Source organism: Methylobacterium nigriterrae, assembly GCF_037106235.1.
Classification (GTDB): domain Bacteria; phylum Pseudomonadota; class Alphaproteobacteria; order Rhizobiales; family Beijerinckiaceae; genus Methylobacterium; species Methylobacterium nigriterrae.
In genome coordinates this window covers 1-11,433 of record NZ_JBAWTG010000142.1, presented here as the reverse complement: position 1 = coordinate 11,433, position 11,433 = coordinate 1, and the positions used below count along the sequence as shown (strand labels likewise).

The 11,433-nt window shown below is 64.6% G+C and carries 12 protein-coding genes; 6 read left to right on the top strand and 6 right to left on the bottom strand.

Annotated elements, in window-relative coordinates; all coding sequences use genetic code 11:
* A partial coding sequence (locus WDW90_RS31355) for a hypothetical protein (RefSeq protein ID WP_336491470.1) occupies window positions 1-287 on the bottom strand: 287 nt, incomplete at its 3' end.
* Between the two features lie 193 nt (window positions 288-480).
* On the opposite strand from WDW90_RS31355, the gene WDW90_RS31350 reads away from it, so the two are divergent.
* The 3 genes from WDW90_RS31350 to WDW90_RS31340 all read left to right on the top strand — a co-directional run bounded on the left by WDW90_RS31350 (window position 481) and on the right by WDW90_RS31340 (window position 2,920).
* Window positions 481-723 (top strand): hypothetical protein, encoded by a 243-nt coding sequence (locus tag WDW90_RS31350; protein WP_336491469.1) that lies wholly within the window; start codon window positions 481-483, stop codon window positions 721-723.
* 902 nt (window positions 724-1,625) lie between these two features.
* On the top strand, window positions 1,626-1,955 hold the full coding sequence (locus WDW90_RS31345) for a hypothetical protein (RefSeq protein ID WP_336491468.1): 330 nt from the start codon (window positions 1,626-1,628) through the stop codon (window positions 1,953-1,955).
* A gap of 263 nt (window positions 1,956-2,218) precedes the next feature.
* Entirely contained in the window at window positions 2,219-2,920 is a 702-nt protein-coding gene (locus WDW90_RS31340) for an IS6 family transposase (RefSeq protein ID WP_336491467.1), read from the top strand.
* 227 nt (window positions 2,921-3,147) lie between these two features.
* On the opposite strand, the gene WDW90_RS31335 is transcribed toward WDW90_RS31340, so the two are convergent.
* The 5 genes from WDW90_RS31335 to WDW90_RS31315 all read right to left on the bottom strand — a co-directional run bounded on the left by WDW90_RS31335 (window position 3,148) and on the right by WDW90_RS31315 (window position 7,758).
* Window positions 3,148-3,312, bottom strand: a complete 165-nt coding sequence (locus WDW90_RS31335) for a hypothetical protein (protein WP_336491466.1) — start codon at window positions 3,310-3,312, stop codon at window positions 3,148-3,150.
* Between the two features lie 85 nt (window positions 3,313-3,397).
* A protein-coding gene (locus tag WDW90_RS31330; RefSeq protein ID WP_336491464.1) for an IS5 family transposase occupies window positions 3,398-4,167 on the bottom strand; the annotation gives its coding sequence in 2 pieces (ribosomal slippage) (window positions 3,398-3,852 and window positions 3,852-4,167; 771 coding nt in all).
* 176 nt (window positions 4,168-4,343) lie between these two features.
* Window positions 4,344-5,819, bottom strand: coding sequence for a phage terminase large subunit (gene terL, locus WDW90_RS31325; protein WP_336491463.1), 1,476 nt, complete (start codon window positions 5,817-5,819; stop codon window positions 4,344-4,346).
* Window positions 5,809-6,324 (bottom strand): DUF5681 domain-containing protein, encoded by a 516-nt coding sequence (locus WDW90_RS31320; protein ID WP_336491462.1) that lies wholly within the window; start codon window positions 6,322-6,324, stop codon window positions 5,809-5,811. Before WDW90_RS31320 ends, terL begins: the two co-directional genes overlap by 11 nt.
* Window positions 6,325-6,351: 27 nt before the next feature.
* A complete protein-coding gene (locus WDW90_RS31315) occupies window positions 6,352-7,758 on the bottom strand; it encodes a site-specific DNA-methyltransferase (RefSeq protein ID WP_336491461.1) in 1,407 nt (468 codons plus the stop codon).
* Window positions 7,759-8,636: 878 nt separating this feature from the next.
* Here WDW90_RS31315 and WDW90_RS31310 point away from each other — a divergent pair.
* Genes WDW90_RS31310 through WDW90_RS31300 form a run of 3 tightly spaced genes read left to right on the top strand, consistent with a single transcriptional unit; the run spans window position 8,637 to window position 11,350 of the window.
* Entirely contained in the window at window positions 8,637-9,185 is a 549-nt protein-coding gene (locus WDW90_RS31310; RefSeq protein ID WP_336491460.1) for a DUF3489 domain-containing protein, read from the top strand.
* A gap of 15 nt (window positions 9,186-9,200) precedes the next feature.
* A complete protein-coding gene (locus WDW90_RS31305; RefSeq protein ID WP_336491458.1) occupies window positions 9,201-9,734 on the top strand; it encodes a DUF2924 domain-containing protein in 534 nt (177 codons plus the stop codon).
* Window positions 9,731-11,350 (top strand): recombinase family protein, encoded by a 1,620-nt coding sequence (locus WDW90_RS31300; protein ID WP_336491456.1) that lies wholly within the window; start codon window positions 9,731-9,733, stop codon window positions 11,348-11,350. Before WDW90_RS31305 ends, WDW90_RS31300 begins: the two co-directional genes overlap by 4 nt.
* Window positions 11,351-11,433 lie beyond the last annotated feature (83 nt).

The following is an 11,433-nucleotide window of genomic DNA, read 5'->3' as shown; positions in this document are numbered from 1 at the left end:
ATCATCGTCCTCCTCATTTTATTATCCCACGCACGATCACGAGCGCTGGCCTCATTCCGCACCTTTTTGAACGCGGCATCGCTCTGGCTTTTCTGCGCTCCCGCTACACGGTTCCGCTCATCTGTCGCGACCGCCCTGGTCGGGTCTGCGGAAGCCGCCGTGTCGCCTGGATCGCGATAGGGTTCGCTGATCTTTGCTGAACTGCGTTGCGGAGGCGGCTGGTGATCCGGTGATGCGGCAGCCGTCAAGATGATGACGGCTGCCAGCGCGGTCAGGCTACGTAGCATGGAGCGCATGCCTCACTGGCCTCGATGCGCCGAGCAGACAGAAAAACAAGATCTAAGCGGCTTCAATCTCAGCAATTGATTTGAGGGAACTTAATTAAGTCCTCATAAGTTCTAATAATGATAGCAATTTTTTGCACCCGGCGATACGGTGTTTTTAGAAAAATAAAACGCTTTACCTGCGGCCGAGGTTAAGATGCGCACGATCCGCAAGACTGTGATCTTCGACCTACCTTTCACACTGAGCGCGCTCGATGAGCAGCAGCCGGCGGGAACCTACACGGTCGACACCGATGAGGAACTGCTCGAAGGCCTATCCTTTTTGGCCTATCGCCGCGTCGCTACCACCATCTATTGCCCGCCTCGGCATAGCAGGGCGGGATCCGTGCAGGCCGTTTCCGTTGACCCACAGGAACTCGACGCGGCGCAGCGGCGCTGAGAGCCCCTCGCTAGGCGCGCCGCGAAGCGGCGTTTCGGCGCAGCAAGCTTTACCGTTTACCAGGAGGACAGAATGGCTAGGACTTACTTTTCGGCTTTGACGGGCGACGGGCTCAATCAAACCTTCGTTGCGGTCGCGCTTATCGGGCCCGCCTCAATGTACTTCATCACTGGGTTCGATCTGCGCTGGTGAAATCTCGGATTCTGCTCGGAGTGCCGGTGGCGCCCGCAAATGTGACGAAGGAGGCATAATGCGTGAGCATTGCTACTTCTTCGGTCAACAGTCAGGTTATGCCGGGCATTATGAGTGTGGTCTTTGCTGGTCAGACATAAACGACCCATCTTGAGCGGGTTCCCACAAGATCGCAGATTTGCTTCTGGCAGGTCTCTACGTACCTTAATATATCATCCATGACGGATAGGGGGCACATCGTTGCGTCATTGGCCATCAGTTTTGCGAGAATCAAAGCCGGTTGTCTTCACGCTTGGCGCACGAATTTCTTCTTCACTGGGCGGAGATGACTGTCACTATGCTTGGCGAGCTTCACCCGACATGGACAAGCTTTGTATCGGGCCCTGAGGCTAAGTTTAGACAAAATAACCATCAGATTCTGCAGCTTCACCAGGATCTGAAATTCGTGAGGAGGCGTGAAGTTCTGGCTTGGCAGCAGGTCAGCAGCCTAGCCGGAGAGAAAGTTGAATCTCAAAGGATCTCTGAGGGCGTGACGGCGGACGAAGGCACGCTGCGACCCGTCAAAGCGACAGCGCAGATGTTTACATGGGGCTGAGCAGTGTCCGACTCAAGGTGCCCCTGTACGCAGGACGCTCGATAGATAGGAGGATACGATGTCAGGCCCAAGACTGACCGGCCTTGAATTCCAATGGTTCGTGCGAAGCAGGCTTATGGCAACGGACTACCAACTGAGCTGGGGCATGGATCTAGAACCCTCGGCGTCGGACTTAGTTTCAACCATTGCCGCGGATGCGAGGTCGAGTTTTACGGTTTCGGAGTCCCTGCGGCGCTTGGCTGTCCGCTTAGAACAGGACGCGGACGAAACCGCGGCCGTCGACATCAAAGCGTCTTCTCGATCCAATGGGCGGTTTGAGTCCGATCGCCGCATCGCAGCTCTACGCTGTCTTGCGGCAAAGTTCGTAAACGCCGCGATTGAAGCGGAAACCCCAGAAGGAGGTAAATTAGTAAAGATGGGATCGAGCCTCTCAACCAGTACGTGATAAAAGCTAAGATGTGATTTCAGCTCGATACTGTCCATTTACAGATCGGGCAGGACACGACCAGCGCCGAGGCCACGTTGCGGGAGATCGAGGATGCGCGCCCAATCGTTGGCTCTTCAGGCCGAGGGGCGTGACGCCTAATCGCGCTCGCGGACTGCGCTGCGGGACGGGGGGAGATGTCTGCGGCGAGAGCCTGTGGTCGGGGCTTGTCACGTTCGCGCCCGCCGGCTTGCGGAGGTCCAGCGTGCATCGTAGCCGGGCGCATGAGGCTGCTCTCCTACTCCGGCTACTGCTTCCCGTCCGACATCATCCAGCGCGCCGTCTGGATGTATCTGCGCTTCACGCTCAGCTTCCGCGATGTCGAGGAGCTCTTGGCCGAGCGCGGCATCACCGTCATGTACGAGAGCATCCGGCGCTGGGTCCTGACCTTCGGCCCGCTGATCGCCCGCGGGCTGCGGGCGCGGCGGCCAAAGCCGCACGCGCGCTGGCACCTCGACGAGGTGTTCGTCCGCATCGGCGGCAAGCAGATGTATCTCTGGCGGGCCGTTGATGCCGAAGGCGAGGTGCTGGACGTGTTGGTCCAGGCCAAGCGCGACAGGTGCGCTGCCCAAAAGCTCATGCGTAAGCTGCTGAAGAAGCAGGGCATGACACCGGAAACGTGGGTTACGGACAAATGCCCGTCCTATGGTGCCGCGCTTCGAGAGCAGCAGCTGAACAGGGCGGCTCATGTCCAGCGCAAGCGGGCCAACAACCGGGCCGAGAGCTCGCATCTGCCGGTGAGACGGCGAGAACGGAAGCAGCAAGGCTTCAAGTCACCGGGCTCAGCCCAGCTTTTTCTCTCGATACACGCAGCCACCTACAACACTTTCACCGTTCCCCGTCACCTTGTATCGGCTCGCGCCCACCGGCTGTTCCGAGTCGAGGCGTTCGAGGCGTGGCGCCGTGCGGCTGGCGTGGCCGCTTGAAACTGGCAAGGCAAGTACGGGTCTCCCTGCGAGCATGTCCAACAACGTGACAAAGCCCCGCCGCCTACTGCGAACTCCGTGAGTCTCAATCGACGCCCGCTGGTATAAGGACCTACACTCGCCAGCCGTGACACCCTAATCATGCGGAACGGCTTTGAGTCAGCTCACAAAGAGCAAGGCTGCGGTCGGTACAGCGACCGCAGCCCGCTTGTGTCGGCTGCCCGCACCTACTTGCGGCTGTAGGCGAGGGCAGCCCGCCTGTTGCCGGAGCGCCCGCTCGCGTTCGAGATCTCGACCTCATCCCGCCGGATCGTGTCCCGCACCGTCTCAACACGCGTCGTGCGCTCCCGCCGGACCACATTCAGAGCGACAGCTTGCGGTCCACGCGACATGGCGCACCTCCTGGCTCGGTGCGTCCAGCCTGCTCCCACGACCCGCAAATGCACTTACATTTCTAACTCAGGCCACTACGGCCTGTTATGGCTTGAGCCAGTCGAGTGCGGCGGCAAGGCAGAGGACACCGGCGAAGCTGGTGGCGGTCTTCTCGTAGCGCGTGGCAACAGCGCGCCACTCCTTCAATCGCGCCCAGAGACGCTCGACCCGGTTGCGGTTGTTGTAGATCCACTCCGGGCAAGCGACAGGAGCCTCATGCCGCTGCGGCGGGATCGCAGGCCGTGCCCCCATGCCCCAGATGTGCTCGCGGAAGCGATGGCTGGTGTAGCCGCGGTCGGCTACCACCCATCTCGGCACGCCCGGCAGCTGATCGAGCAGCGGGATGGCCTGAGGCAGCTCATGCGCTTGCCCAGGCGCGATCCGGAAGGCGATGGCGCGACCCGCGCCATCGGCGATCACGCAAGCCTTGGTCCCATAGCCGCCACGAGAGCGGCCAAGCGCCTCACGATGGTCTCGCTCAGCTTGAGATCCCCCCTTCGCGCGGCTCCAGCCGCCTTCTGGTGAGCGCGCACGCTGGTGCCGTCGAGGAACACCATGCCGAGCTGCACACCGCGCTCTTGGACAAGGCTGAGGAGCCGCTCCCAGACGCCGGCACGTGCCCACCGGATGAAGACCTGAGCGGCACGCCACCAGGGTCCGAGTTCAGCTGGCACGGCGCGCCACTTGGCGCCGTTCTGATGCCGCCAGAGGATGGCCGAGACGGTGCGGCGCAGATCCTGGGGCGGCGTCTTGCCCTTCGGCCGACATGCCTCAACGAGTGGCTCCAACTCGGCCCATTGCGCGTCCGACAGCATCGCTCCTCCTCGTCCAGGAGAGGCGAAACGCTCACCGCATCGGGTGGTTCAAGCGATCACAGGCCGTAGTCGCGGTGGGGCACGCAATTTCAACGGCTTAGCGGGCCTGAGCGGTCCCATTCCAGACCGCAAAATGGGCTCTACTGAGCCAACGTAAGCTCCCCGCGACCGATACATCAGGCATCCTGCCGCGACCCCATTCTGCAGCCCGCCGGGCGCTCATTCCCGTTTGGACGCTCGCGCACCCGGCGCGCCGCCACCACCGGGAACATGCGCGCGGACAAGTAATCCAGCGCCTGGCTCGTCGAGTCCACCTGGTCATCATGGCGCGCACTCGGGAAGGCCAGAAGCTCGCCGAGCCAGGCAGCCAGCCACGGTGCCTCCTTGGGCACGTGCACCTGACCCGCCTCAAACCGCGCCGACTGCGCCAGGAACCTGGCCTCCTTGTCGAAGCGAGCGCGCTTCAGGATCGTGCGATAGGATCCCGTGCGCCGCAGATCTTGGGTGATCGCGCGCCCAATGTCGGTGTCCTCGATCACCGTCTGGTTGACCTGCCACCGCTCGGCGAGGTCGATGACCTGACGGCGCAGCTCGGGTACCTCGTAGCGGCCGCGCACAACCTCGAGGAGATAGAAGTCGAGGCCGCGCGCACCCCAGACCGAACCGACTGAATAGTCTGAACTCGCCGACAAGGTCGAGGCCGTGTCCCAGCTCGCGATCAGGAGATCGAACGAGGCCGGTGCCTGGGCGTAGCTGCGCAGCCATTCCCGGCGGACGATGTTGCCCTGCGGCGGCACCGGCGCTTGCTGATACTGGGACGAGAATACCAGGCTGCCTTGGGCGCGGCGGATCTCCTCAAGGACTTGGTGCGGCTCGCGCGCCGGATGCAGAATGTCACCAGCGCGACGCACGTAATGATCGCGCGGATCGTCGCTCAGCTGATAATGCTGATCGTCCGTAGCGATGGCCGGCAACGAGACCACCTCCCAATCGCCTCGCGCCAGCACGTGCCCGACGAGATCATCCTCGTGCAGACGCTGCATGACGATCACGATCGCGCCGGTCTGCTTATCGTTCAGACGGGTGAACAGCGTCGTGTCGAAGGCCTCGTTGACCCGGCGCCGCTCCTTCTCGGACAAGGCGTCGCTCGCCTTGATCGGATCGTCGATGACGATGAGGTCGGCCCCGCGGCCGAGAACCGCGCCGCTCATCCCAGCCGCGAAGCGGTAGCCCTGCTCGGTCGTGACGAGTTCGGCTGCACGAGGTCGCTTGGCCGTCAGGCGCATGCGCGGAAACAGCCTCCGGTACCACGGGCTGTCGAGCACGATCCGGGTGTCGACGCTGAGCTTACGCGCGAGTTCATCGGCGTACGAGACACAGATGATCCGCCGCCTCGGATCATGGCCGAGCAACCAGGCCGTGAAGCCAACCGAGACGGTGATCGACTTCATCGAGCGCGGCGGCACGGTGATGATGAGCCGGCGCACCTCGCCGCGTGCCACCCGGGTCAGCTGCCAGCACAGATGATCGATGTGCCAATTGTGCTCGTAGTCTGTGCCGGGCTCCAACGTGCAGAAGGTTTTCTGGACGAAGCACGAGAGGTCTTCGCGCAGTGCAGCCCGGAGCAGGCGCGATGATGGCTCACGCATCATCAGCCTCCCCATCGGTTGGCTTTCTCTGGTCTGTGCCGTCGTTCCCGGTGACTTGCCGGGCGGAGCTGACCTCATCCGGACGATCTGCAGGGGGGTCTGCGAACGGCGTCAGGCGGCGCGAGGCCAGCGCGCGCGCCAGAATCGCCTGATCCTCGGCGGGCATCTCCTCCTCCGCTTCGGCTTCCGCTTCGACATACTTCTCGTAGCGGTCGAGCAGATTCTCGATCGCGCGCAGCTGCCCGCGCAGCCCCTCTTGGACTTGGCGCTTGAGCAGCGCTTCCGCGATCGAGACCTGCCGCTTGCGGCCGTTCTCGGAGATCTCGATGGTGCTGGACATGACCGCCTCCAACACGGTCTTGAGATTGCGGCTACCCTTTCGGCGCCCGCCCGGATTGCCGGATTGGCCAGGCTTGAACTGGGTGTGCCGAGGTGGCCTGCCCCGCCCGATCTCGAAGCTCTCAGGGGGGTGCCCCGCCAGAGGGGACGTGTTCTTCGACTTGCTCATCGCCGTCGTCCTCACCAACCTGCACGATCACGATTGACGGGGGAGGGCGATCTGCGCCGTCTCGCTCACCGTCGCCGCAGCCCTCCGGCCTGTTTGGCGCGATCGCATTGGGACCGAGAGCTCAGTGGAGCGCGCAGGAGGCGGCGGAGCGCCGGAGCCACCCTGACGGTCGGCGGCGAGCGCCTCGAAGCTCAGGCCGGTCGCCAGGTGAACAGCGCGATCACCCGCCCAGCTCTCCCAGCGCCGGATGGCGACATCGACGTAAGCCGGGTCAAGCTCCAGTACGCGGGCACGCCGGCCCGTCTTGGCTGCCGCGATGATTGTGGTACCCGAGCCAGAGAAGGCGTCCAGGACAATGTCGTTGCGGTTTGAGGCGTCTCGGATCGCCTCGGCAATGAGGATGACGGGCTTGGGCGTGGGATGCAGCTCGAGCTCACGCCTCAGGCTTGGTGCCCCCGGACACGACCACAGGTTCGTGCGGTTTCGCCCGAACCTACCGAGCTGGACGTTGTTGACGTGCGCGCCCGAGGGTTCCTTGAAGAGGAAGACGAGCTCGTGCTGTGACCGGTACAGGCTTCCCATCGCGCCCGTGCCCTTGTCCCAGACGCAGAGGTTCTTCAGCTCCAAGCCAGCCTCGCGCCCTGCTGTCGCAAGTTCGGTCATGTGCCGCCAGTCCATGAAGCCGTAGACGAGCCCTCCGGGGCGCAGGACAGCGGCGGTGTGGGTCAGGCAGCCGGCCAGGAAAGGCGTGAAGCGTTCGCCCATCTCACCGCTGCCCATGACGAACTCGCGGTGGCGGCCCCGCTTGGCGACATGCCCGCTGATTTTGAGATCGTACGGGAAGTCGTGAATCGCCATGGTGGCCCGCTCAGGTCCGAGCAACTGCTCATAGCTGGCGCGATCCTGGGCATCGCCGCACAGGATGCGGTGCTCGCCCAGCGCCCAGAGATCGCCAAGCTGAGAGACGCGGGGAAGTGTCTCGCTCTCATTTGGCAGCACGTCATCACGACTGGTCGGGGCCGAAGCCGCCTCGACGAGCCGATCGACCTGCGGCGCGGAGAACCCGGTCACCGCGAGATCGAAGTCGATGTCGAGGGTCAGCTCAACCGCGAGCAGGTCCTTGAACTCGAGGGCAAGCAGCGTCTCATCCCAGCCGGCCAGCTCGGCGAGCCGGTTATCGGCCAAGCGCAGGGCACGCTTCTGAGCGTCACTCAGGTGCTCGATCCGCACCACCGGCACCTGGGACGATCCGAGCAGGCGGGCCGCGGCGAGGCGGCCATGGCCCGCGATGATCTCGCCCGTCTCGTCCGCGACGATTGGGCTGATGAAGCCGAATGCCCGGATGGACTCGGCGATCTGCTCGATCTGGCGCTCGGAATGCGTGCGGGCGTTGCGCTGGTAGCTGCGCAGGCTGTCGAGTGGACAGTACGCCACGGCAAGCTTCAGGCCGCGAAAGGCAGACTGAGGTGCGCGCCTATGGGAAGCGTGGAGGGCAGCAGAGGAAAGGCGAGGGGACATAGCGAGTACCTTCGAGAGCAGAGGATCGACCCCGTTGCCGAGCGGTTCTCGGCAACGGTTCGCCTGCAACCGTTCCGGTCACAGGAGAGGCTGGCCCGGCAAGGAGCCAAGGTCGTCCGCAAAGTGCTCCCGAGGGTGCTGCTGCTGGACGTGCGCCGAATCAGCGTCCGGCACTGAGATCACGCTTATCACAGGCCCAACGCCCGTCAAGCTAAAAAGCCTATGGCAGGAATGTTGACGTAGGATCGTCTGCGGGGTAGGGCGCGCCGGGTTCCTTCCAGCTCGCATCGGCGAGCGTGAGCATGCGATTTTCCCTGCAGATTTCCCTCAGAGCAGGGAAGGGGAGGCAGAGACCGGTTCTCAGCCGACTGCCTGCACCACCACCCACTCCTCACAAACGGCATTGTTTCCGAGCGCACCAGAGATCATCGTGATCTCAGGTACTTAGCCGAAAACAGGCATTCTGGCGCCCGCTCTCCGCCCCTTCAGCGTAGCCCGTTTGGGGCGCCTTTGCGGGCCCTTTCTCGGCGCCACCGCGTGCATCTTCCATGCTCGCCGAGCCCGCGCGCCAGGAGACTCGTTTGCGAATTCTCCGAGACGCCGTTCGCGGGATGGGGCGAATCAGCTCGTTGTCCACAGCCCGCACTCTCGACTGGACTTCGGCTGCGAACGGAGCGGACATGCTGGCGTCCCGAGCAGCCCGATGCGGCGGCTCAGATCCCCTGCTGACCTATGCTGGTCCGCAGGGTTGCGGTGGTGGCAGCCCAAGCTGTCCCAACCATCGCAGGACCACCATGCGTCTACACCCGACACAGCTCACCCTGCTCCGCTCAGCAGCCGCCCGCGAGGATCACCTGCTCGCCTGCCCCGAAGGGCTGAGCCCCCGGGCCGCCAAGGCCCTCGCGGCAAAACTGATTCGCTTCGAGATCGCCGAGCTGGTCACGGTCACGGCCGAACAGCCTTGCTGGGGCAACGAGGCTAGCGGACCCATTGGCCTGCGCCTCACGCCGGCCGGCCTAGCTGAGCTTCGGCCTGAGGCTCCGGAGTCAGCAGCCTCGTCGCTTACGGATGAGGAGCCATCCATCGCTGCCCAGGGGCAGCCGCGGCCAGGCACGAAGCAGGCACTCGTGCTGGCGCTGCTGCGGCGGGAGCAGGGCGCCACGCTGGAGGATCTGATCGGCGCCACTGGCTGGCTGCCACACTCCACACGGGCCGCGCTCACGGGCTTACGCAAACGCGGCTACAGCCTCTCGCGCGACAGGAACGAGGACAGCCAGACGTTCTACCGCCTCGCGGCCGAGCCAGCAGCGACAGCCGCCGTAGCCGAGCAGGCGGCAAGCTGAGTCAGGAGCCAAGCGATGCCCGCCACTCCGCAACCCGTCGCCTTGCAGCCCGGATCTGACCTTGAGCGGGAGATCGCCGCGCTCGCCACGCTGGACTTGGCTGCCCTGCGCAGCCGCTGGCGACAGCGCCTGCGCAGCGCGCCTCCGCCCCAGCTCTCCCGGGCCCTGCTGCTGCGCCTGCTCGCCTACCGGCTCCAGGCCAAGCAGTTGGGTGATCTCGATCGTGACACCGCCCGCCTGCTCGACCGCCTCGCTCGCGAGAGGCTGCGCCGGCGTGCGGCTGACGAGCGAAGCCGCAGGCCCAAGGCAGCCCCCACCATTCCGCCCGCTCCAGGTCCGGGTCTCAGGCCCGGCACGCTGCTGGTGCGCGAGCACGCGGGACAGGTGCACACCGTCACGGTGCTGGCCGAGGGCTTTGCCTGGGTGGGAGGCACCTACACCAGCCTGTCCGAGGTGGCCCGCGCGATCACTGGCACGCGCTGGAACGGGCCGCGCTTCTTCGGCCTGCGCGACAAGCCTGGCATGTCCACCGGGGGAGGGCGGTCGTGAAGAGCATCGCACCCGCCAAGGCGCTACGCTGCGCAATCTACACGCGCAAATCCACTGAGCAGGGCCTCGAGCAGGAATTCAACTCGCTCGACAACCAGCGCGAGGCCGCCGAAGCCTACGTCAAGAGCCAAGCGCACGAGGGCTGGCGGCTCCTGCCTGACGCGTACGACGACGGCGGCTACTCGGGCGGCAGCTTGGAGCGGCCAGCCCTGCAGCGGCTGCTTTCCGAGGTGCAGGCAGGCCGCGTCGACGTGATCGTGGTCTACAAGGTCGACCGGCTCACCCGGGCGCTCTCGGATTTTGCCAAGCTGGTGGAGCTGTTCGACGCGCACGGCGTCTCGTTCGTCTCGGTGACGCAGGCCTTCAACACCACGACCAGCATGGGGCGACTGACGCTCAACGTGCTCCTGTCGTTTGCGCAGTTCGAGCGGGAGGTCACGGCCGAGCGCATCCGCGACAAGATCGCGGCCTCCAAGAAGAAGGGCCTGCGCATGGGTGGCCCCGTGCCGTTCGGCTACGCGGTGCGCGAGAAGAAGCTTGTCATCGATCCAGTCGAGGCCGAGCAGGTACGGGCGATCTTCGCGCGCTATCTCGAGCTTGGCTGTCTGAACGCGCTCGCGGCCGATCTGCGCGAGCGCGGTGTGCTGACGAAGGTCTCGCCTCGGCGGGACGGCAGCAGCCGGGGCGGCCTTCCCTTCAGCAAGGGCCCGCTTGGCTATCTGCTGCGAAATCGGACCTACATCGGCGAGGTGATCCACAAGGGCCAGCACTACAGGGGCGAGCATGAGGCGATCGTTTCTCGTGAGCTGTTCGAGGACGTGCAGGCGGCGCTCTCGGCCAAGGCTCAGGCGGATGGGGCAGGGCGGGCCAACACAGGCTCGCTGCTGAAAGGCTTGCTCTACGATGACCGGGGCAATCGGATGACGCCGAGCAGCGCGAAGAAAGGAGCCCTGCGCTACCGCTACTACGTCTCGCGTGCGCTGCAGGAGGGCCGGCGCGAGGAGGCGGGCTCGGTCGCGCGAGTGCCTGCGCCGGAGATCGAGCAGGCTGTGCTCTGCGCGCTCAGCGGGAGCGGGGAGGGCGCGTCGGCTTGCTCTGATGCTGTGAGCCTGGCAGCGCAGATCAGGCGTGTTGTCGTGCGGCCTGGTCAGCTGGCCGTTCACCTTCTGGCGCACAACGGAGGGGAGGAGCAGCCTGAGCCCATTCTTGTACCCTGGTTGGCCAAAGCAGGCCGGCGCCGACGTGCGGTGATCCCGGCGGAAGGCAACGGTCACGAGCGGCCTATGATGCGCTCCGAGACGCGGGCGCGGCTTGTGGAGGGGATTGCCAAGGCACGCCTGTGGCTGGACGATCTGCTCACTGGACGCGTGCAGGACACGGGCGAGATTGCGCGACAGGAGGGCTGCAGCGAACGTTCGGTGCGCATGACGCTCAACCTGGCGTTTCTGGCCCCCGACGTGGTTCAGGCGGCTGTGGCGGGCTCATTGCCGGAGGGGCAGGGGATCTCGGCCCTGACGAGCGCGTCTCTGGACTGGAGAGAGCAGTGTTACGGTCAGGCGGCCTGCGCCATGTCGGTGCGACCGGCTAGCACAGAGCAATGGACTTTTAATCTGTAGGTCCTGGGTTCGAGTCCCAGCGCGCTCACCACAGATTTTGCCCGCTTAGTCAATGACTTAGCGTGCTTTTTCATGCCCGAAAC

Coding starts and splice junctions, on each gene's coding strand:
- WDW90_RS31335 (WP_336491466.1), bottom strand. CDS start 3,312: ATGTCGCGTGGACCGCAAGCTGTCGCTCTGAATGTGGTCCGGCGGGAG.
- WDW90_RS31350 (WP_336491469.1), top strand. CDS start 481: ATGCGCACGATCCGCAAGACTGTGATCTTCGACCTACCTTTCACACTG.
- terL (WP_336491463.1), bottom strand. CDS start 5,819: ATGATGCGTGAGCCATCATCGCGCCTGCTCCGGGCTGCACTGCGCGAA.
- WDW90_RS31310 (WP_336491460.1), top strand. CDS start 8,637: ATGCGTCTACACCCGACACAGCTCACCCTGCTCCGCTCAGCAGCCGCC.
- WDW90_RS31345 (WP_336491468.1), top strand. CDS start 1,626: ATGGCAACGGACTACCAACTGAGCTGGGGCATGGATCTAGAACCCTCG.
- WDW90_RS31340 (WP_336491467.1), top strand. CDS start 2,219: ATGAGGCTGCTCTCCTACTCCGGCTACTGCTTCCCGTCCGACATCATC.
- WDW90_RS31305 (WP_336491458.1), top strand. CDS start 9,201: ATGCCCGCCACTCCGCAACCCGTCGCCTTGCAGCCCGGATCTGACCTT.
- WDW90_RS31320 (WP_336491462.1), bottom strand. CDS start 6,324: ATGAGCAAGTCGAAGAACACGTCCCCTCTGGCGGGGCACCCCCCTGAG.